General features: G+C 39.9%; 21 protein-coding genes. 7 read left to right on the top strand and 14 right to left on the bottom strand.

Translation table 11 applies throughout. From position 1 onward, the window contains the following. Nucleotides 1-13: 13 nt before the first annotated feature. The 9 genes from CWC11_RS12545 to tkt form a co-directional block, all read right to left on the bottom strand. Nucleotides 14-151 (bottom strand): hypothetical protein, encoded by a 138-nt coding sequence (locus tag CWC11_RS12545; protein WP_249330738.1) that lies wholly within the window; start codon nt 149-151, stop codon nt 14-16. A gap of 60 nt (nt 152-211) precedes the next feature. Then, on the bottom strand, nt 212-583 hold the full coding sequence (locus tag CWC11_RS12540) for a hypothetical protein (RefSeq protein ID WP_138612530.1): 372 nt from the start codon (nt 581-583) through the stop codon (nt 212-214). 1 nt (nt 584) lies between these two features. Beyond that, nucleotides 585-803 (bottom strand): hypothetical protein, encoded by a 219-nt coding sequence (locus CWC11_RS12535; RefSeq protein WP_055017349.1) that lies wholly within the window; start codon nt 801-803, stop codon nt 585-587. Between the two features lie 458 nt (nt 804-1,261). Then, nucleotides 1,262-1,684, bottom strand: a complete 423-nt coding sequence (locus tag CWC11_RS12530) for a GNAT family N-acetyltransferase (protein ID WP_138682953.1) — start codon at nt 1,682-1,684, stop codon at nt 1,262-1,264. A gap of 18 nt (nt 1,685-1,702) precedes the next feature. Further along, nucleotides 1,703-2,158, bottom strand: coding sequence for a GNAT family N-acetyltransferase (locus CWC11_RS12525; RefSeq protein ID WP_138682952.1), 456 nt, complete (start codon nt 2,156-2,158; stop codon nt 1,703-1,705). A gap of 63 nt (nt 2,159-2,221) precedes the next feature. Then, nucleotides 2,222-3,397 carry an NRAMP family divalent metal transporter gene (locus CWC11_RS12520; protein WP_138682954.1) on the bottom strand — a complete coding sequence of 392 codons (1,176 nt, stop codon included), beginning with the start codon at nt 3,395-3,397 and terminating at the stop codon, nt 2,222-2,224. 202 nt (nt 3,398-3,599) lie between these two features. Beyond that, nucleotides 3,600-3,956, bottom strand: coding sequence for a ribosome hibernation-promoting factor, HPF/YfiA family (hpf, locus tag CWC11_RS12515; protein WP_007376058.1), 357 nt, complete (start codon nt 3,954-3,956; stop codon nt 3,600-3,602). 180 nt (nt 3,957-4,136) lie between these two features. Beyond that, nucleotides 4,137-4,451 carry a pyrimidine/purine nucleoside phosphorylase gene (ppnP, locus tag CWC11_RS12510; protein ID WP_138682951.1) on the bottom strand — a complete coding sequence of 105 codons (315 nt, stop codon included), beginning with the start codon at nt 4,449-4,451 and terminating at the stop codon, nt 4,137-4,139. A 322-nt stretch (nt 4,452-4,773) separates the two neighbouring features. After that, the gene (gene tkt, locus CWC11_RS12505) at nt 4,774-6,765 is read right to left on the bottom strand and encodes a transketolase (protein WP_138682950.1); all 1,992 of its coding nucleotides are present in this window, start codon (nt 6,763-6,765) and stop codon (nt 4,774-4,776) included. A 304-nt stretch (nt 6,766-7,069) separates the two neighbouring features. Here tkt and metK point away from each other — a divergent pair, with 304 nt between their 5' ends. From metK to serA, 5 genes are all read left to right on the top strand, one after another. After that, nucleotides 7,070-8,221 (top strand): methionine adenosyltransferase, encoded by a 1,152-nt coding sequence (gene metK, locus CWC11_RS12500; protein ID WP_002958976.1) that lies wholly within the window; start codon nt 7,070-7,072, stop codon nt 8,219-8,221. Nucleotides 8,222-8,391: 170 nt separating this feature from the next. Then, nucleotides 8,392-8,943 carry a hypothetical protein gene (locus CWC11_RS12495; protein ID WP_138682949.1) on the top strand — a complete coding sequence of 184 codons (552 nt, stop codon included), beginning with the start codon at nt 8,392-8,394 and terminating at the stop codon, nt 8,941-8,943. A gap of 8 nt (nt 8,944-8,951) precedes the next feature. Further along, the gene (locus CWC11_RS12490; RefSeq protein WP_138682948.1) at nt 8,952-9,548 is read left to right on the top strand and encodes a 5-formyltetrahydrofolate cyclo-ligase; all 597 of its coding nucleotides are present in this window, start codon (nt 8,952-8,954) and stop codon (nt 9,546-9,548) included. 37 nt (nt 9,549-9,585) lie between these two features. Continuing rightward, nucleotides 9,586-10,239: a ribose-5-phosphate isomerase RpiA gene (gene rpiA, locus CWC11_RS12485; protein WP_089348450.1), complete on the top strand. Its 654-nt coding sequence runs from the start codon at nt 9,586-9,588 to the stop codon at nt 10,237-10,239. 9 nt (nt 10,240-10,248) lie between these two features. Beyond that, complete coding sequence (serA, locus tag CWC11_RS12480; RefSeq protein ID WP_138682947.1) at nt 10,249-11,478, top strand: phosphoglycerate dehydrogenase; 1,230 nt, start codon at nt 10,249-10,251, stop codon at nt 11,476-11,478. A gap of 90 nt (nt 11,479-11,568) precedes the next feature. On the opposite strand, the gene CWC11_RS12475 is transcribed toward serA, so the two are convergent. Together CWC11_RS12475 and radA are read right to left on the bottom strand one after the other, a co-directional pair. After that, entirely contained in the window at nt 11,569-12,501 is a 933-nt protein-coding gene (locus tag CWC11_RS12475) for an aq_1923 C-terminal domain (protein ID WP_138682946.1), read from the bottom strand. Between the two features lie 239 nt (nt 12,502-12,740). Continuing rightward, nucleotides 12,741-14,126: a DNA repair protein RadA gene (radA, locus tag CWC11_RS12470; protein WP_138682945.1), complete on the bottom strand. Its 1,386-nt coding sequence runs from the start codon at nt 14,124-14,126 to the stop codon at nt 12,741-12,743. 362 nt (nt 14,127-14,488) lie between these two features. Between radA and CWC11_RS12465 the strand changes: the two genes are divergently transcribed. Continuing rightward, a complete protein-coding gene (locus CWC11_RS12465; protein WP_138682944.1) occupies nt 14,489-16,966 on the top strand; it encodes a PilZ domain-containing protein in 2,478 nt (825 codons plus the stop codon). A 17-nt stretch (nt 16,967-16,983) separates the two neighbouring features. Here the strand turns inward: CWC11_RS12465 and serB are convergent, their stop codons facing one another. Next, entirely contained in the window at nt 16,984-18,012 is a 1,029-nt protein-coding gene (serB, locus tag CWC11_RS12460) for a phosphoserine phosphatase SerB (RefSeq protein WP_138682943.1), read from the bottom strand. A 153-nt stretch (nt 18,013-18,165) separates the two neighbouring features. Here serB and CWC11_RS12455 point away from each other — a divergent pair, with 153 nt between their 5' ends. After that, on the top strand, nt 18,166-18,786 hold the full coding sequence (locus tag CWC11_RS12455) for an AhpA/YtjB family protein (protein WP_058547519.1): 621 nt from the start codon (nt 18,166-18,168) through the stop codon (nt 18,784-18,786). Here CWC11_RS12455 and CWC11_RS12450 read toward each other — a convergent pair. Then, nucleotides 18,753-19,520 (bottom strand): TatD family hydrolase, encoded by a 768-nt coding sequence (locus CWC11_RS12450; RefSeq protein WP_138682942.1) that lies wholly within the window; start codon nt 19,518-19,520, stop codon nt 18,753-18,755. The genes CWC11_RS12455 and CWC11_RS12450 overlap by 34 nt on opposite strands. Nucleotides 19,521-19,532: 12 nt before the next feature. Further along, nucleotides 19,533-20,171, bottom strand: coding sequence for a pyridoxamine 5'-phosphate oxidase (gene pdxH / locus CWC11_RS12445; protein WP_138682941.1), 639 nt, complete (start codon nt 20,169-20,171; stop codon nt 19,533-19,535). Between the last annotated feature and the right edge of the window lie 70 nt (nt 20,172-20,241).

Below are 20,241 nucleotides of genomic sequence, written 5' to 3'. Positions count from 1 at the left end.
GATCAAGTCTGAGCTAGTACACATCGGGTGAGATAGCAAGATCGTTAATATCATTTACCGCATGAGTACGTAACGTAAGCTTTCCTTGTGAATGTGCTTTAGCATCATCAAGTGCTGTCGTTAATTCTGAAAATAAATCACGTTTGCTCATTGCGCCAGACTCTAAAAACTCAAGTTTTAGTTTTTAGAGTCTCTATTTTATTATTTATAGTTAAATTAAGAACTCTACAGAGTCCTTTGATTTCCATTCAGCTTTTCTCATTACTGTAATTACAATGTTCTCATGATGCTCACCAGAATGGCTTTGAATCTTATTTACAGCGCACGGCATATTAATATGTGAGATTGTGCACCGAATATTAAATGTACTATTGTGCTTAAGATTTAAAATGTTCTCTTTATGTCTCGCGGTTAAACGGTTGAATATACTGTTTAGTTCAGCAATCATAATCATTGGGGTGTTACGAGAGTCATTCATCCTGTCTTTGACAAAGTGTTTTGACATTTTAAATGACATATTGTGTTTACGGAGTATTTCATTGACCGAACTTTCTAATGCAGATATTTCAGCTTCAGTAATCATTTTATGCACCTCCAATGTGCTTATTATATAACTCCAATAATTTCGAATTCAGTTCAACATCAGTAAAAGCAACTACATTACCAACGGGCTTCGAATCTTCTAAGCTTCCTACTCTCACTTCAAAATTTTCATTATCAAAACTATCTATGAAAATATGACTTCCTTCTTTTTCATCATAAAATGATGCGAAGTTGTCTGTAATTGCCATATCAAATTTCATGGTTTCTTCCTTGTAGATTAAACATCAAATAATAAAACCTAATAGTATGCCGTTTCATAACATGCATATTAATATCTTTACCCGGCTAACTTATCAAATCACTTACTAACTTACTACAAAATAATAGCCACTTAACATTAATCTGTTGACTCTAAATAGCATTGATTACACAGTTAATGAACAACCGCATGTACCCGCTGAGTTTAGATGGAATAAGTAACGCGATAAAAGAGCTGAGTTAGATATTAATTTACCTCAGCTCAGCTCAGCGCTAGCAGTGGAGCTTCAGGCGTGAACCTATAACGTTGTTGGGTGGCGCCTTTGGCTTAACCAACCTACCTTTAACGTAGGTCGGATAAGTGGCGAAGCCACGCCATCAAAAAAATGATGAATTAACTAGAAACAGTCTGACTTACAGAGTTAATGGAAAATATAAAAAAATTCAGCAATATTTATTATTACTTGCTAATAAACTTACACATTCCGAGCCCTAAACCATCGCCATCGCCATCGCGTTTTACATAACCATATTGTGTATAAAAGCTTTCTTTACCATGAGCACTTAATAAAGCGATTGTAGCGCCATTAGGGCTGGTGCTGCTTAGGTAGTTTTCAATGTGGGTCATTACTAAATGACCAATGCCTTGTTTTTGATAGCTTGGCGCAACAATTATATCTTGAATATAAAAATACATTGCGCCATCACCAATCACTCTCCCAGTGCCTATCAACTTATCAGTGTCGTATACAGTGACCCAATAAAGTGAGTTTTCGATGCTTGCTTTTAAAATTTCATCGTCAGGATTTTGCCACTTTACTTGTGTACGTAAATTAGCAAATTCATCCAGTGTTGGGGCTTCAAGTTCAACTTTATAAGCCATAATATCCCTTACTCACTTTTAAAGCACTTTACTCATAAACAAGCTATACGGATCTAACTCATAATCACCAAATGGTTCGCACTCTTTAAAACCAAACTGAGTATAAAGGTTTTGTGCGGGCAAAAATGCCTCTGCAGTTCCAGTTTCTAAGCTTATTGTTTTGTAACCTCGCTGTGTTGCTTCCCCAATAATGTGCGTAAGTAGCTTAGCCGCTATTCCTTGGCGTAAATAGTTGCTTGAGGTGCGCATTGATTTAATTTCGCCATGAGTGGCATCAAGCGCTTTTAATGCGCCAACACCCGCCAAATTATTATCAATCCATAAGCTATAAAAGATTATATTGGGCTGAGTGAGTTTAGTTACATCCAGTGCGTGTACGCTTTCTACAGGTGAGTGCTTTAGCATATCGTTATGATGCGCTTGTAGTAACTTTATAACGTGTGGGTTTGAAAGCTCGCCTGTTCTAATATCCATTTATACCTCATTAAATTTCAGGCTTTAGGGCTTTAATTAAAACCCTAAAGTAAGTGGCTCTATTTAGGCTGCTAGTTTCCAAACTACAAACGCAACAGCAAAGCCTACTAAATACACTAGCCCTAACCACGTTAAGCTGCGTAATAGCACGCTGTGCTTTATAGCTGGCTCTGATCGCACAAGGCTAAAGTTGAGCCATGCAAATACAGGCGTTGTAACAAATGAAAGCGTCATGGCAAACGTAAGCATGGGGCCAAGGGCTGATTTAAAAAATAAAATAACGGCCATACCGGCAAGTGCTTGTAGTATTAACCAAATATTTAAGCTGTGTTTTGATTGCCCAAAGCCAAGTAGTTTATGAGACTCGTTAAGCGTGCGGGCGTAGCCATCAAGTACAGTAAGTGTGGTACCAAACATACACAAAAAGGCGATTGCTGATACAAGCGGCCTTGCCCACTCGCCTATTGTTAATGCGTACATATCAATAAGCTGCTTAGCAAAGGCGACTCCACCGAGTTCTATACTGCTGCTTTGCCCGTATTGCACTAATACACCTAAGCTAAAAAATACCAAGGCTAAGCCAGCTGTAAGCCAGTAACCTACGTTAAAATCGAACAAGCCTTGGCTTTTAGTTACTGTTTGCTGCGCTTGCTTTTCTTTAAGCCATAAAGAGCTAAGGGCTGATATCTCTATTGGTGCTGGCATCCAGCCCATTAACGCGACCATAAAGCTCAACATAGCCAGCTCGTAAGGTGATGGGCCAACATAGTCAGCAGGCGCCATTGGGCCATTACTAAACGCGATAACTAACGCAATAACAGTAGCCAGCGTTAATAACCCCATTATGCCTTTGGCCACACTGTCGAGCGCTTTAAAGTGGCCTAACAATAATATGGCTAAGCACACTCCTAATAATATCCAACATAGCAGTGTTACCTCTATCATTACAGGCAGTGCGTAATGCAGTAAGCTTGCGGTAAGCAGTAATACGCCGGCGGTATTAACAACAGCGGCAACAATGTTTAAGCCAATAAAACTGTAAAAATAAAACGGGCCTTTGCTTTTGTAGCCCTCCACTAGGCTATTTTTAGTGGCGAGTGTGTATTCCATACCAAAGCGAAAAAACGGGTACTTTAAAACATTAACAACAAGGATAAGCCAAAATAATTGCCAGCCAAATATTGCCCCAGCTTGCGTAGAGGCAACTAAGTGAGAACCGCCAATAGCGGCTGTTGCCATGAGTATTCCAGGTCCAAGCGCACCTAGTCGAGACTTCCATACTGCTTTTGTTGTGTGCATTAATTTCTCAAAATATGTGTGTTGTGTGTTCTTTTTATTAATTTTTTTAATTAATAAACTGCAAGAACGCATAACTTACCTAAATTACAGGCAATAAAAAAGAGCCACACGGCTCTTTTTTACAATACTTTGGAACTAAATTTTATTTAAGATCCATCTCTTGGATGATCTCGTGTGCGATTTCAGGTGTAGTGCTAACAGGCTTTTCGTGTAAGTTTGCTTTTATCTGCCCTTTTCGATGTTTTAGTGCCGCATCGAGTTTTTTAGCTGCGCTTGCAATGGCTGGGTACATAACTTCGTTTTCCCCTTTTACCGATATGCGCGTGCCTTCGTAATTAGTGCTAATTTCAGCTTGGATTTTATGATGCTCTTTAGACAAAATAATATCGAGTGCAATAAGCGATGGAAAGTGGCTCTCGATTTTTGAAAATTTTTCGTTGATGTGCTCTCTAATAGAGTCAGTAACTTCAACATGGTGACCAGAAAGATTAATTTTCATAGGGTATCCTTTTATTTGTTACCTCATAAATAGTATTGGGGGCTATTTAGATTAACACAAGGAAAAAGGTGAGATATTTGAGGTTTATTTACTAGTTTTGCTGATTTAAATCATGGGTTGTGCAAAGTTTATGCAAAGCCCATTAACCATGGGCTTTCAGACGTCTAGCAGTGCTAGCTATTAATCTGTGTACGAGCAACAGTAGTCGGCAAAATCTGCCACTTTTACTTTGAAGCTTACGTTAGCATCTACGTTAAACGATTCGCCCGCGTTAAATGTTTTCCACTCACTCTCGCCTGGTAATAAAATATCCCACTGACCACCTAAAAGCTCCATGAGTTCTTTTTTGCTTGTATCAAATACAAATTCACCTGGCTGCATAAAACCTAATGTTTTAGTTGTTCCATCGCTAAGCACAACCGTACGGCTCGATACTTTTCCGTCAAAATACACGTTAGCTTTTTTAATTACACTTACATTATCAAACTGAGACATTTTAGCTCCTGCTATTAATTTAAGATTTTTGTTTATAAATTTTATCGCACTACCTTGCCTGATAGAAAAATGCCTTGCAAGGAAAGTACATTGAAAGTTACTCACTTGCGGTTTTAAAACTGTGTTTTTAGATATTAATCGCTGCGTTTTTTACGTGGCAGGCTTTTTATTTATAGAAAAAGGTTGAATGTGTATTTCTTGGGTAAACACCAAGCTTGCTTACATTTAAAAGCAATGTTTTATATTAGCTCCAACAAAAAAGCCCGCCCTGTTTAACACAGGGCGGGCTTTTAAATTACTTACTTTATTTAATCAAATACTATTAAAAAAGCTCGTTTGCTTTGCTTACAATGTTTGCCACTGTAAAGCCAAAGTGCTCAAACAGCTCACCAGCAGGTGCCGACTCACCAAAGGTAGTCATACCTACTACTGCGCCATTTAGACCTACGTACTTGTACCAGTAGTCAGCAATACCTGCTTCTACTGCTACGCGGCGTGTAACAGATGCCGGTAATACGCTTTCTTTATACTCTGCGCTTTGATCTTCAAAGGCATCAGTACATGGCATAGATACAACACGTACCTTTTTACCTTGGCTGCGTAGCTCAGTTGCTGAATCTTGTGCTAGTTGCACTTCAGAGCCTGTCGCAATGAAAATAATTTCAGGGTTACCGTCACAGCTAAGGATGTAACCACCCTTTTTAACATCGCTTAATTGCTGTGCGTCACGCGCTTGTTGCTCAAGACCTTGGCGAGTAAAGATTAACGATGTAGGACCGTCTTTACGCTCAATAGCTTGTTGCCATGCAATTGCCGACTCAACTTGGTCACATGGGCGCCAGTTGTATAAGTTAGGCGTTAAACGCATGCTTGCAATTTGCTCTACTGGTTGGTGAGTTGGACCATCTTCACCTAAACCGATTGAATCGTGCGTGTATACAAAAATGCTTGGTTGCTTCATTAATGCAGCCATACGTACGGCATTTTTTGCATATTCAACAAACATTAAGAACGTAGCACCGTAAGGAATAAAGCCTTTATGAAGGGCAATACCATTCATAATTGCCGACATACCAAACTCACGTACACCGTAGTAAATGTAGTTACCGCTTGCATCGTCGTGTGTTAAACCTTTAGAGCCATCCCAAATTGTTAAGTTTGAGCCTGCTAAATCGGCTGAGCCACCCATAAATTCTGGTAATAACGGACCAAATGCGTTTAATGCATTTTGCGATGCTTTACGAGACGCTGGGTTTGCAGGGTTTGCTTGTAGCTGCTCAATGTATTCTTGAGATTTTTCAGCCCAATCGCCAGGCAGTTCGTTATTAATACGACGCTTATATTCAGCTGCAAGCTCTGGGTATGCTTTTGCGTATGCTGCAAATTTTTCGTCCCAGCTTGATTCAAGCTGCTGACCTTTTTCTTTGCTATCCCACTGTGCGTAAATATCAGCAGGAATTTCGAATGCATCGCCAGTCCAACCTAAAAATTCGCGAGACGCTTTAATTTCGTCATCACCTAGTGGTGCACCGTGACAATCGTGGCTACCTGATTTATTAGGCGAACCGTAACCAATCACTGTTTTACAACAAATTAGTGATGGTTTGTCGGTAACACTTTTAGCCTCTGCTATTGCAGCACTAACAGCATCGCTGTCGTGGCCATCAACGCCACTTATTACATGCCAACCGTATGCTTTAAAGCGAGCCGGCGTATCATCTGTAAACCAACCTTCTACTTCACCATCGATTGAAATGCCGTTGTCATCCCAAAACGCAACAAGTTTACCTAGGCCTAATGTGCCAGCAAGTGAACCCGCTTCATGAGAAATACCTTCCATTAGGCAACCGTCGCCTAAAAATGCATAGGTAAAGTGATCAACAATATCGTGACCTTCGCGGTTAAACTGTGCAGCAAGTGCTTTTTCAGCAATCGCCATACCTACGGCATTTGTGATCCCTTGCCCTAATGGACCCGTAGTAGTTTCGATTCCTGGTGCATAACCGTATTCAGGGTGACCTGGCGTTTTAGAATGCATTTGACGGAAGTTTTTAATTTCGTCCAGTGGTAAGTCGTAACCAGTTAGGTGCAATAGAGAATAGATAAGCATTGAACCGTGGCCGTTTGAAAGAATAAATCTGTCACGGTCAGCCCACTCTGGATTAGTTGGATTATGTTTTAGATAATCGCGCCATAATACTTCAGCGATATCGGCCATGCCCATAGGGGCTCCAGGGTGACCAGATTTGGCCTTTTGTACTGCGTCCATTGACAAGACGCGAATAGCATTTGCAAGTTCTTTGCGAGATGGCATGAATTCTCCTACCTTTATGTGTATTTGCGCGGGTATTTATGTGTTCATTAATGCTCTTAAATATCTTAAGAGCTGTTATGGCAACCATTCTTACTTATTGTGGGTGCAGTGTGCAATTAAAAACCCCATAAAAATGGGGCATTATGAATATTTTTTAAGACCGAAAAGTTATTACTCATTTTATTTAGACGTCTAGGCGTAAAAACACTATGCAAGCAGTTTTGTTTTAGATAAAATACGCCCCTTAATTTTTTAGCGCTAATACCGACGTTTGTGAAGCGCAATATTTGTGAGCAGAAATACAATGGCAAAACATTTATTTACTTCTGAATCTGTTTCTGAAGGTCATCCGGATAAAATCGCCGATCAAATCTCTGATGCGGTACTTGATGCTATCCTAGAGCAAGACTCTCATGCCCGTGTTGCGTGCGAAACTTACGTAAAAACCGGTATGGTTATGGTTGGTGGTGAAATCACTACTAGCGCATGGGTTGATATTGAAGAAATTACACGTAAAACAGTACGTGAAATTGGCTACACACATTCAGACATGGGTTTCGATGCAGACTCGTGTGCAATTTTAAACACTATTGGTAAACAGTCTCCTGACATTAACCAAGGTGTTGACCGTACTAGCCCAGAAGAACAAGGCGCAGGCGATCAAGGCTTAATGTTTGGTTACGCATGTAACGAAACAGAAGTACTCATGCCAGCTCCAATTACTTACTCACACCGTTTAGTACAGCGCCAAGCGCAAGTACGTAAAAGCGGTGAGCTTAACTGGTTACGCCCAGATGCAAAATCTCAAGTTACATTTGCATACGAAAACGGTAAGCCAGTAGGTATTGATGCTGTAGTACTTTCTACTCAGCACAGCGAAGACATTTCACAAAAAGATTTAGTAGAAGCGGTGATGGAAACTATCATCAAGCCGGTACTTCCTGCAGAGCTTATTACAAGCGCGACTAAATTTTTCATTAACCCAACGGGTCGTTTTGTAATTGGCGGACCTATGGGCGATTGTGGTTTAACAGGTCGTAAAATCATTGTTGATACATACGGTGGTATGGCGCGTCATGGTGGTGGTGCTTTCTCTGGTAAAGATCCATCAAAAGTTGACCGCTCAGCTGCTTACGCTGCACGTTACGTTGCTAAAAACGTAGTGGCTGCTGGCCTTGCCGATAAGTGTGAATTACAAGTATCTTACGCAATCGGTGTTGCAGAGCCTACCTCTATCAGCGTTGAAACATTTGGTACAAGCAAGTTAGAAGAAAGCCGTTTAATCGAGCTTATTCGTGAACACTTTGACCTACGCCCTTACGGCTTAATTCAAATGCTTGATTTAGAGCGCCCTATCTACCTTCCTACAGCGGCTTACGGTCACTTTGGTCGCGACGAATTCCCCTGGGAACGTACAGATAAAGCAGACGCACTTCGCGCAGCTGCTGGCCTTTAAGCCAACACAGTACAAAAAATATAAACGGCCCTTTTTAGGGCCGTTTTTATATCTAACGTTTAACTATATTGTTTATAGAGCATCTGCAAAATAACAATAAAATCAATCTCGAACTCTTTTGCACTTTAGGTATATACTCACTTTATTATAAAAGCTTTAGGGATAGTTTAATGGCCGACAACTTTCGCGTTATATTTGTAGAACTTGCACAAGGTGTTGATAGCAAAACAGCGTGCGTAAATTTAGCAACTAAACTAAAAACGTCAGAAGAAAAAGTGGCTCTTTTTTTAAAAGGCAAACCATTGTTTGCGCCAAGTAATAAAGATAAAGCGCTAAAACAAGCCAAGCTCTTAGCGAGCCTCGGCATTAAAAGTAAACTACAAGCAAGTACATCGCCAACGCCCTCTCAACAAATACCAAGCAGCCAGCGCGATGAAAGAATTTTTGATGCACTAGATTATATTACGAGTAGCTTAATTCGCTTAGAAGAAAAACTTGAAGAGCTAGAGCAACGTCTTCCTGAAGCTCAATTAAAAGCACCTGATGAAATTACAGATGAATGGCAAGACGACGACTTAATGCTTGATGAAGAGCTTATAACAACACCAGCAAAGCGTAGTAATTTGTTTTTATATATATTAATAGCTACCGTCGTTATTTTGCTGATTGTGCTTGCTGTTTATTTAGGTTTTCCAAATTTATTCTCTTTTAGGTGCGGTTAAATAGTTAAATGAGCAATAAACGAGCACAAATAAGAACTCAAATACGTAAAATACGTAATAGCTTGCCAAAAAGTCAGCAATCGATCGCGGCTCAATCGTTAAAAGTGAATTTTACTCAACACCTAAAAAGCAAAAAAACACCTAACAAGAAGCATATTGCCATTTATTTCAGTAACGATGGCGAGCTCGATACCTCTTTGTTAATTAATGAATTATGGCAACAAAACCACACACTTCATCTCCCTGTAATTCACCCATTTAATGGCGCTACATTGCTATTTCAGCGCTATGAAAAAAACTCACCCATGAAGGCAAATCGCTATGGTATCTTGGAGCCTAAGCTGAACTGCTCTCAAATATGCCCATTAACTGATTTAGATTACTTACTTATGCCATTAGTTGCATTTGATAACCAAGGTAACCGATTAGGAATGGGAGGTGGGTTTTACGATAAAACACTGGCACAACTTCACCAAGGCAATTGGCAAAAACCGCAACTTATTGGCTTAGCACATAGCTGTCAAAAAGTAGACGCACTGCCTATTGAATCGTGGGATGTACCACTTAAAACTATTATTACTCCTGATAAAATTTATCAATGGTAATAAGCACTCACTACACATTTGATATATGAGCATGACAATGACGCAAGACGAATTAAAAAAAGCAGCAGCATGGGCTGCACTCGAGTTTGTTAAAGAAAACACTATTGTTGGTGTTGGTACAGGCTCTACCGTAAATCATTTTATTGATGCCCTTGGTACAGTAAAAGACACCATAACGGGTGCAGTATCAAGCTCTGAAGCTTCAACAGCCCGCCTAGAAGCGTTAGGTATTGAAGTGTTTGAGCTAAATAACATTGATGTACTTGATGTATACGTAGATGGCGCAGATGAAATTAACGCCCAAAATGAAATGATCAAAGGCGGCGGTGCTGCACTTACCCGTGAAAAAATTGTAGCAGCGGTAGCAAAACAGTTTGTGTGTATTGTTGATGACACAAAACTAGTAGATACATTGGGCGACTTCCCGCTTCCGGTAGAAGTTATACCAATGGCACGCAGCTACGTTGCACGTGAATTATTAAAACTTGGTGGCGACCCTGTTTACCGCCAAGGCGTAGTAACAGATAACGGTAACGTTATTTTAGATGTACACAATTTAAGTATTAGTAATGCCAAACAACTTGAAACACAGATTAATTCAATTGTTGGCGTAGTTACCAACGGCCTATTTGCAATGCGCGGCGCTGATAAAGTAATTATCGGCACTAAAAATGGGCCTCAAATTAAATAGGATGAGGTTATGAGTAAGGTATCGTTAGCAAAAGACAAAATTAAAATTCTCTTGCTTGAAGGTGTTCACCAAAGCGCAGTAGAAACGCTTAAACGTAATGGTTACAGCAACATCGACTACGTAAAAACATCCTTACCTGAGGACGAGCTTAAAGAGCGCATTAAAGATGTGCACTTTGTAGGACTTCGTTCTCGTACTCATATTAACCAAGCCGTATTAGACTCAGCTGAAAAGCTAGTTGCTATTGGTTGTTTTTGTATTGGTACAAACCAAGTAGATTTAAGCGCAGCACGTGAACGTGGTATTGCGGTATTTAATGCACCGTTTTCAAACACTCGCTCTGTAGCAGAGCTTGTACTTGGCGAAATACTATTATTATTACGCGGTATTCCAGAGCGTAATGCAGCAGCGCACCGTGGCGGCTGGTTAAAAACAGCAACAGGCTCATTTGAAGCGCGTGGTAAAACTTTAGGTATTATCGGTTACGGCCACATTGGTACGCAACTAGGTATTATGGCTGAAAACATAGGTATGAACGTAGAGTATTATGATATCGAGGATAAACTATCTTTAGGTAACGCAACGCAAGTACATAACCTAACGCAGCTTTTACAACGTGCTGATATTATTAGCTTACACGTTCCAGAAACACCGCAAACTAAAAACCTGATTGGCACTGCTGAACTTGCAGTAATGAAGCAAGGCTCTATTTTAATCAACGCTTCACGCGGTACTGTGGTAGATATTGATGCACTAGCAGAAGCACTTAGCGAGAAAAAACTAAGCGGCGCTGCTATTGATGTTTTCCCGGTTGAGCCAAAATCTAACGAAGAAGAATTTGTATCGCCACTGCGTGAATTCGACAACGTTATTTTAACGCCGCACATTGGTGGCTCAACCCAAGAAGCGCAAGAAAACATTGGTATTGAAGTAGCCGGTAAATTAGCTAAATACTCAGATAATGGCTCAACAATTACGGCTGTTAACTTCCCTGAAGTATCACTACCAGAGCTTGCTAATCGTAGCCGTTTATTACACGTGCACCACAACCGCCCAGGTGTATTAACGCAAATTAACCAAGCGTTTGCCCAGCACGGTATTAACATTGCCGCTCAGTACTTACAAACTGATGAATCAATTGGTTATGTAGTTATTGACGTAGATACAGATCAATCAGAAGTTGCACTTAAAGAGCTAAGCGCAGTAGAAGGTACAATTAGAGCGCGTATTCTTCACTAAAATAGCTATCAGCTGAAATAATAAAAGCCGTACTTGATTAATCAAGTACGGCTTTTTTGCATTAAGCTGACAATGTATAGCTTATCGCTATTATTCGCCTTTAACTTCTAAGTTAATAAATTTAACTAGCTCTTCTGGCTGGCCAGCTAACATCATTATTTGCTGGTTTACTTCCATCATGGTTTTACCTTCAGGCAATTTTGCCGATACGCTTAAAGAGTTTAAGCCTTTGGCAAAATCAGTTAACGATTGTGCAATTTCTTCCGTTACGGGAGCTTGCTGTAATTGTTGCTGAAGCGTCATTTGCATTTGCTCAAGTGTCATACCTTGTTTTTCAAGCTCACTCACAAACAGCTCTTTTAATTTGCCTTGGTTATTAAGTACTAAATTGATATTACGAGGCTCAAGCTTGCTCATAGCTTGCATCACTAAGGTCTGCTGTTGTAACTCTTGCTCGTAAGTAAGTGGCGTGTCACCTGCTTCTTGTTGCGCTTTGCTTATAGCAAGGGATGCGTCCATTAATACTTTAGAATTGGCAAGGCCTACATCCATATTAAAACTAACAATATCTTTTGCATCGAGCTTTAAAACCACATCGCTGTCGCCAGATTGCTCATCGTAATCAAGCGATGAGCTTAAGTCGTAACTTGCTGAAGCGAGCATTTCGTTTGTATCAGCTGGCAGTTTTGCTACAAAGTCTTTATCAAACTGAAAGCTTTTAACTTCAAACGATGTATGTGGCGATATTTTATCGGTTTCGTAACCAGTTACTTCTATACTTTGAATATGCGCTACATTTTCGCCCTCTGGGCCAATTACTTCCATGTTAGTAATTTCAACACTTTGAGAAATAACACTTGCCGATAAACCCGCATATTTAAACGTTGCACCGGTTTGATCGCTCACTAAAGCTAGCTGCTTATCTACTTCAGTACGTACTTCTTGGGTTGCTACATAGTTTGCGTAGCTAATGCCACCAACACCTGCTGCAACAATGGCTATGGCTATTACGAGTTTTTTCATGTTATTTCCTTATTCTGTTCTTTGTTTAAATTGTGTTATACCAAATCCGCATAATTAAGTGATCTATTTTGAGGATGGAAAAGCGTGTTGATAGCAAGGCAAAAAATTCGCTATTTAGTTGTTCTAAATGAGAATTTTTTAACGCAGATAGCGACACGTTTAGCCCCTAAAAATAATTAAGTATTATTGCGGGTTGGTATTAGCTCAAGAGTAACATTGCATGGCAATCCCTGTAAGCGTTAATTAATCAAACTAAGTAGCTCATGCACTGTTTTTACAGGCGTAATTTTAGCGCCTAAGCCTTCCATAGATTTATGGTAATTACGAAATGGAATAAATATTTCGGTAAAACCATGCTGCGCCGCCTCTTTAACTCGCGGCACACCACTGTCGATTGGGCGTACGTCGCCGTTTAAGCTAAGCTCACCCATAATGCAGGTTGTACGCGGTACTACAAATTCGTTTAAACTACTTAAAAGCGCAGTCACTAACGCTAAATCAATACAGGTTTCGGTTTCATCAATTCGTAAGCCGCCCACAATATTAAAAAACGTATCGTGGAATATTTTAGTTTTGGTGTGTTTACGTAAAATACCAGTAAGCATTTTTATACGGTTCATGTTTAAACCTACACATACACGCTGCGGGAACTCAGCTTCGGTTTCGGTAGTTAAACATTGTATTTCTAGCAATAAGTTACGGTTACCTTTACGAATACAGGTAATGGTAGAGCCTGGCGATTCGGTACTTGAACCCGATAAAAAAATCTCGCTTGGGTTATCAACGCTAAGCATACCCCGCTCACACATTTTAAATATACCTACGGTATCAATGTCGCCAAAGCGGTTTTTATTTGCCCTAAGCGTTCGCACCTGCCCATCGTTAGTATCTATATGCAAAAGCGCATCAACGATATGTACTAATGTTTGCGGCCCTGCTATTTCATTATTTTTATTAACATGGGCAATAATAAACATGGTGACATCGTTTTGCTTACAGTATTGTGTAAGCGCTTGCGCAGCACTTTTTACTTGCGAAGGCGAACCTGGGCTGCCATTTGCAGTATCGGTAACGACCGCTTGAATAGAGTCAATTACTGCAAACTTAACTTTATTTTTATCAAGTTCTTCAATAATAGTTTCTACGCTAGTTTCTGAGAGTAAGTAAAGTTCATCAGCGTTGTAATTAAGCTTTAACCTGTTTACACGGTTTTTAAACTGTGACAACGACTCCTCTGCCGTACAGTAGAGCGATGGCATACGCTGAGACATTCTGGCAACTAAGTCAGATAAAAGCGTTGTTTTACCCGCTCCAGGGTCACCCGAAATAATATTAACTGAGCCCGTGGTAACGCCGCCGCTTAATACTCGGTCTAACTCACCAATTTCAGTTAACTGTTTTTCGGCTTCTGCTGTGGCAATATCATTTATTTTTTTAGAACCACCGCCAACACCACCGGCATAGCCTCCAACAGTCGCTCTTACTGCTGCTTTTTTGCTTTGCCCTGCTGAGGGTTTAAACTCTGCTAGTGTGTTCCATGCGCCGCAGCGACATTGACCCTGCCAACGTTGATAGTTCATGCCACATTCGGTACAAACAAATTCTACTTTTGCCGCTTTAGCCATTTATAACCTTACCTACTTTTTCTTTAATTTTAAAAATATCGACTATTGAGTGCTCATTTTGCCATTTAAAACTTTTACTTAGCAACATACTCTTGCCTGTTATGCGATCTAACGGCACAATCTTTAAATACAAACCCTGTTTTTTTTCGCTACAATTTAGGGCATACTTTTTGCTTTGATAATATTTAATGTGACTTGCCAACAAAATGGCACATAACACATAATAACAAGAGCTAAACGGTAGTTATTCGAAAAATCGTACCTATATTAATAACATAGAGCGATTCACGTTTATTAAATCTTCAAATAAATGGACTTAATAGTATACCTACTTTTTCAATTAGACGGTGATGGTTTTATAAATGGCTGAAGACATATTGCTCAAATACGAAGACCTCGTAAACGAGCTAAAAACATATTTAGGTAACGCAAAATTTGACCTAATTTTCAAATCAAAAACGGCAAGCTTAACTAAGCCCGAGCAATTTTTGATGAAGATGGAAATGTCGCGCCTATCTCAGCCTGTGGCTCGCTTTGTTGATTTACGCGGTTTAGTCACCGGACAAGTAAAGCCTTATGAGCACAATGGCAAGCAGCACTTTATGGACGACACTGCCATTGAAGTATTTGAAAAAGCCCTCGAACAACATGGTGGATACACATTAGCTGTATACGAAGCGGTTATGAATACCGAAAATAACCACCGCGTTTTGCAAAAGCAAGCAGCTGAGCAATCAGAACTTCAAGAATTTGAGAATAAATTAAGTACTGAGGTAATTAAATTCGCCTCATATGAAAGCCGCCGTGAAGAGCGCATGAACTACTCGATAAAAGTAACGATTGAGTATAAAGATAAAAAGAACATTGCCGCTAGCACCTCCGATATATCATTAAGTGGCTGCAAAATAAAACTAGGCACACGCTACTCTATTAAAAAAGGCGAGCTACTTGCCATGCGTTTAGTCGGGCTTGAGCAAGACTTTGAGCTGGGCTTAAAAAACGGGATTCAATATGAAGTGGTTGCCGTTGAAAATATATCTCGTGAATATAACCACATTCGCTTAAAACGTACCTACATAGAAAAAAACGAAGCTTTTGATGACTTTTTAGACAGCTTTATAAACGGAAATAAACGCCGCTACAAAGTAAATTTGGATAACACCCTTGATGCTGTGGTTTCTAAGGGTTACGAGCAATATTATATTCCTCGTGTAACCTCTTTATATGTATTTTTAAGCAAAAAAGACGAAACGCTCTACCCAAGTTTAAGCTTAACCACCGAAAATAATATTTTTATTCAGCGATACTTAACCGATGAAAGAAAAGTCCCTTGTTTATACAACGTACTTAATCATCAACGAGTTACGCAGCTTCTAACGCAAATAACAGCAGTTAAAGAAGATTACCTATACACGTTTACACATGTATCGTCGGGTAAGATTTACTATTACTCAGCAACAAGAACTGAGTTAAACAACAACCCTAAGTTAAAAGATTTATTTTTAGGTTTTGGTAGCCAAAAAGAGAGCTGGCAAAGTTTTAAAATACAAATAATGCCAAGCCACCCTGATGACTCTTTTATTCCGCTTTCGCTACCAAATAGTGCCGGCTCTAATATTGAAAAACTGAATAAGCCCCCTTCTCCACGCGTTAAAGGACTTATTAAAGATGTAAAGTATGTGGTTGTACTTACAAGCATAGGCAATAAAGCTGAGCAAGAAGATTATAAACAGCTCTCTTACGACAAAGCACTCGTTAACCAGCTCAAGCATTTTGGTCATGCTAAGCATAAATCGCCACCCTATTTAGACATAGTGCCACTTGAATACGTTAACTTACGCTCGCACAAACGCTACTTATATAAAACACCAGTCAGTATTACAGTAAATGAAACTGTATATGATGGATATACACGGGATTTTTCAGTCATGGGCTTACAGCTTGAGTGCGAACAGCCCGTTACATTTAAAAAAGGTGATATTGTACTTCTAGCCTTTCCTGAGCTGCAAAAAATAACAAAAAAACATAAACTCAGCGAGTTAAAGTATGAGGTAATGGCAATTAGTAAGTCATTCACTACTATTAATTTAAAGGCTAATCGAGTAGCTGATTTACCTCATGCTGGTGTTACCTTTTTTACTCAGTTAATAGAAGGGAATAAAGATAAGCTAAAAGTTTCTGAAGAGGCACCAAAAGTAGAAGGCCTCTCTACAGCTCTTAGAAATATGGTCACTAAAAGTGTTTGCCAATTCCCATTTTACTTACACAAAGAGGCTGCGCACTTTAAAACAGGTGCTATTGGCTTTGGTTTATATGCAAGTCCAATGCATGTGATTTTACAAAACTTTGGCTTATTAAGTAATAAAACCGACTTATCGAGTATTTTAACGCAAGAGCAAATAGTTGATGTGATCACCCCTAATATTAAAGATCGCAGCCGACAAGACCCACCACTTGCTTTTACACTTGCTATTAACTTTGACCCGCGCAAGGGCAGTATTGAAGATGCTGTGGTAAGCCAATGCGTATTAGGTGAAGATTACACCAGCTTTAATAAGCAAATAAGCAAAGGTATTAAGTCGGAGCTTATATTTGTAATGCGACTTTATATTTCACGCACGGGCCGCCCAGATACCGATTACTTATCTAACGAGCTAAAATACGTAAGCCAATACGCCATGCATAAAGCAAAAGATTTAGAAGAAGCTTTATGGGCTGTTGCTGGTGTAGGCGACATGGTTGATATAACTGAAGAAGCTTTAAGTCATCTTGAGCTTAAACAAGAACAAGTTGAACAAATGGGTCGTCGTAAATTAATTTGGTTAAACCGCTTACGCTAAGCGGTTTAACCTTTTACTTATGCGTTTGGCTTTTCATTTAGCGGAATAGCTAGCATATACAATAACTGCAATAATGAACCTTGGCATATAGCAGCTTGGGCTTGCTCAACCACTTTAGGCTTGCCATGTACGGCAACACCAAGCCCAGCCTGAGCCATCATGACTAAATCGTTTGCACCGTCCCCAATTGCTACCGTTTGTGCTTTTTCAAGGCCTAGTTTTTGTTGAAGTAACTTTAATACCACCGCTTTTTGCTGCGCATCCACAATAGTACCAAGTACTTTACCTGTTAGCTTGTCGTCTTTAAATTCCAGCACATTAGCATGCACTTCATCTAAATTAATTAGCTCCTGAACACGCTCTGCAAAAGGCACAAAACCACCGGATGCAATAGCTAAATACCAGTGGTGTTGCTTTAAAATTTGACACAACGCTTTAATACCCGGCATTAAAGGAAGCGCACTTTTAAGATCCTCAATCAAGCTTTTTTCAATACCTGTAAGCTTAGCTACTCGCTGATTTAAACTTTCGCTGAAATCAAGCTTGCCAGCCATGGCGAGCGCTGTTACCGACGCGACTTCATCATAAACATTGGCTAAACGCGCTATTTCATCAATACATTCAATAGTAATAGCCGTTGAGTCCATATCCATAACAAGCAAACCAGGCTCGTACAAGTTAGGAGGCGTGGCTACTTGCACTAGTTGGCAATCAAGCGAGCTTGAAAACTCTTGAAGCGCTAACGGGTTTATTGCTTGCTCTGCATTTTGTGCATAAAAACACAACGCAGGCGCTAAGCCTAGATCTGGTTGATACTGACATACAGCCGTTACTGTTTGATTATATTTAGCTAAAAACTCAATAATCCGTGTTACATGGATGTGTTCGAAATCACCCGCAAATGCAATGCTAAATAACCCTAACTTTTTATCTGGAATATCATTAACCGGTATAAAATTGCCACTACTGTAAGTAAACCACTTATTTAAAGTTAAGTGTTGTAATGGCTGCTCAGCAGCTGGCTGTGCCATGCTCGTTTGCGACATGGGGTCTCCGTGTTTATTTTTATTTTCCTGACTTTTGGCATTTCTTGAATAACTAATATTAACGCTAAATTCGCCATCAGGTGGGGTTTAAGGTTATAGTTAGTGTAGTTGTAACATCAAATCAAAATGCTGTCAGTAGCATATACGGTGACTATGAAAAATAACCATATTAAAAACCCTATATCCGCATCTCAAAGAAAACGCCTCGTACGCTTAATACTTGCGGCTGGCTGTTTTGTATTATTAAGCTGGGTAGGTGTTAATAGTAGTTTTCAGAGTCATCAGTTATTGTATGACAGCGCCGACAACACAGCACAAAGCTTAACTAAGTTTATGGCTTTAAACGTTAAAACCCCGCTTATTGAAAAAAACAAACCCCAGTTAAATGCTATTTGTAACGATATAAGTAAAGATAAATTTGTGCTTTCGGCCACCATTTACGATCAACAGGGTATTTTGATAGCCAGTAGCGATAATTGGCAATCACACCATATTTTTGGTCAACTACCTGACTCCACCCCAGGGATTAGCAAGCTAAAAACGCCTTTTATGGAACCCGTAATAAGCGATGATGATCGCCCTATTGGCTTTGTGTCGGTAACGTATTTAACGCGTGCAGCTATATCAGACAGCCACAATCATTTTCATGATTTAGGTCGGCAAGTTTTATTAATGCTAGTTATTGCATGTATTTTTACATGGCAATTAGGACGCGGTTTAAAACGCTGGCAGGTGAGTCGTTATATGCAAAAAACTTCTGAGCAAGAGTCATAAAGCGCTTTAGCCAGCGCCTCTTTATCACTACTTTGTTTTAAATTACATAATACGTTGAACACATTTGGAATGTGTAGCGGCGTATTAATTTCCCCCTGATGACCGCTCAGTGGCATTGAGGGCGAGTCAGTTTCGAGCACTAAATGTTGTGGCTCAATTTGAGCAATGACATTACGAGTTTTTGCTGCTCGCTCGTAAGTTATAACCCCACCTACACCTAATTTAAAGCCCTGTTTAATATAATAGTGCGCTTGCTGTAGTGACCCCGAAAACGCATGTATTACACCACCATATTTTGGCTTGCAGCGTTTAAACGATTGCGCAATTAAATCATGGCTTTGCCGATGGTGGACAATAAGCGGTAAATTTAGCTCATTAGCAATAGTTATTTGTTGCTCAAATAACCGCGTTTGCTTTTCAAGGTTTTCAATACTTCTATCGAGCCCACACTCACCTATTGCCACCAACTGGTTAATATTTGCTTTTGCAAAATCAAAAAGCTGCGCTAAGTGAAGTTCTTTATGATCATCTAAAAAGTAAGGGTGGAGCCCTGCAGCTATATGCACTTGTGGGTATTTGCTTTTAAACTCAATTAACTGTTTAGATTGCGCCAAGCTAATGCCTGGCACTATAAAGCGCTCAACGCCCTTTGCCACACATGCTTTTATAAGTGATTCACGCTCTGCGTCAAACTCATTAAAATCAAGATGGCAATGGGAGTCTATAAACTTCACAAGCGTAGCTTCTTAAGGGTTTAAACGTGTTATTTGCCAGCTATTATCATCCTGGCGCTGGTACATAAAGCGGTCATGTAAACGGTGTGCGCCACCTTGCCAAAACTCTATTTTTGTAGGTACTACGCAATAGCCGCCCCAAAAGTCAGGCAATGGGATTTCACCTTTGGCAAACTTGCTTTTCATATTGGCAAAGGTTTCCATAAGTACTTTTCGCGACGACACGGGCCTGCTTTGCGCTGAAGCCCAGGCCGCTAATTGGCTTTCTTTAGGGCGTGATAAAAAGTATTTTGCCACGGCTGATGTAGGTAATGGTTTAGCCTCGCCGTACACAATCACTTGGCGCTCCATATGGTGCCACGGAAAATGCAACGATATTTTATTATTACCTTTTAGCTCTTGTGCTTTACGAGAGCCCGTATTCGTAAAAAATACAAACCCGTTATCATCAAGGTGTTTTAACAGCACAATACGCTGCGAAGGTTGCCCAGTTTCATCAACCGTTGCCACAACCATGGCCGTTGGATCAGGCACATTACTGCCCACAGCATGCTCAAGCCACGTTTCAAATTGTTTAAATGGGTCATCTTGCAAAGTATCTTCGCTTAACGCGTCTTGCAGGTATTCACGGCGGATATCTTCGAGTTTCATAAACAAATCCTTCTAAAGAGCTATCAGCTATCAGCTATCAGCTATCAGCTATCTGATCTGACCCCGATAA

It is taken from the genome of Pseudoalteromonas sp. S3178, assembly GCF_005886985.1.
Taxonomy (GTDB): Bacteria; Pseudomonadota; Gammaproteobacteria; order Enterobacterales; family Alteromonadaceae; genus Pseudoalteromonas; species Pseudoalteromonas carrageenovora.
Note: the sequence above shows the minus strand (reverse complement) of the source record. Positions and strands in the feature narration are given on the sequence as shown.

Excerpts from the sequence above, each read along its gene's own strand:
- CWC11_RS12545 (WP_249330738.1), bottom strand. The coding sequence starts at position 151 with ATGAGCAAACGTGATTTATTTTCAGAATTAACGACAGCACTTGATGAT.
- CWC11_RS12540 (WP_138612530.1), bottom strand. The coding sequence starts at position 583 with ATGATTACTGAAGCTGAAATATCTGCATTAGAAAGTTCGGTCAATGAA.
- CWC11_RS12535 (WP_055017349.1), bottom strand. The coding sequence starts at position 803 with ATGAAATTTGATATGGCAATTACAGACAACTTCGCATCATTTTATGAT.
- CWC11_RS12530 (WP_138682953.1), bottom strand. The coding sequence starts at position 1,684 with ATGGCTTATAAAGTTGAACTTGAAGCCCCAACACTGGATGAATTTGCT.
- CWC11_RS12525 (WP_138682952.1), bottom strand. The coding sequence starts at position 2,158 with ATGGATATTAGAACAGGCGAGCTTTCAAACCCACACGTTATAAAGTTA.
- CWC11_RS12520 (WP_138682954.1), bottom strand. The coding sequence starts at position 3,397 with ATGGCAACAGCCGCTATTGGCGGTTCTCACTTAGTTGCCTCTACGCAA.
- hpf (WP_007376058.1), bottom strand. The coding sequence starts at position 3,956 with ATGAAAATTAATCTTTCTGGTCACCATGTTGAAGTTACTGACTCTATT.
- ppnP (WP_138682951.1), bottom strand. The coding sequence starts at position 4,451 with ATGTCTCAGTTTGATAATGTAAGTGTAATTAAAAAAGCTAACGTGTAT.
- tkt (WP_138682950.1), bottom strand. The coding sequence starts at position 6,765 with ATGCCATCTCGCAAAGAACTTGCAAATGCTATTCGCGTCTTGTCAATG.
- metK (WP_002958976.1), top strand. The coding sequence starts at position 7,070 with ATGGCAAAACATTTATTTACTTCTGAATCTGTTTCTGAAGGTCATCCG.
- CWC11_RS12495 (WP_138682949.1), top strand. The coding sequence starts at position 8,392 with ATGGCCGACAACTTTCGCGTTATATTTGTAGAACTTGCACAAGGTGTT.
- CWC11_RS12490 (WP_138682948.1), top strand. The coding sequence starts at position 8,952 with ATGAGCAATAAACGAGCACAAATAAGAACTCAAATACGTAAAATACGT.
- rpiA (WP_089348450.1), top strand. The coding sequence starts at position 9,586 with ATGACGCAAGACGAATTAAAAAAAGCAGCAGCATGGGCTGCACTCGAG.
- serA (WP_138682947.1), top strand. The coding sequence starts at position 10,249 with ATGAGTAAGGTATCGTTAGCAAAAGACAAAATTAAAATTCTCTTGCTT.
- CWC11_RS12475 (WP_138682946.1), bottom strand. The coding sequence starts at position 12,501 with ATGAAAAAACTCGTAATAGCCATAGCCATTGTTGCAGCAGGTGTTGGT.
- radA (WP_138682945.1), bottom strand. The coding sequence starts at position 14,126 with ATGGCTAAAGCGGCAAAAGTAGAATTTGTTTGTACCGAATGTGGCATG.
- CWC11_RS12465 (WP_138682944.1), top strand. The coding sequence starts at position 14,489 with ATGGCTGAAGACATATTGCTCAAATACGAAGACCTCGTAAACGAGCTA.
- serB (WP_138682943.1), bottom strand. The coding sequence starts at position 18,012 with ATGTCGCAAACGAGCATGGCACAGCCAGCTGCTGAGCAGCCATTACAA.
- CWC11_RS12455 (WP_058547519.1), top strand. The coding sequence starts at position 18,166 with ATGAAAAATAACCATATTAAAAACCCTATATCCGCATCTCAAAGAAAA.
- pdxH (WP_138682941.1), bottom strand. The coding sequence starts at position 20,171 with ATGAAACTCGAAGATATCCGCCGTGAATACCTGCAAGACGCGTTAAGC.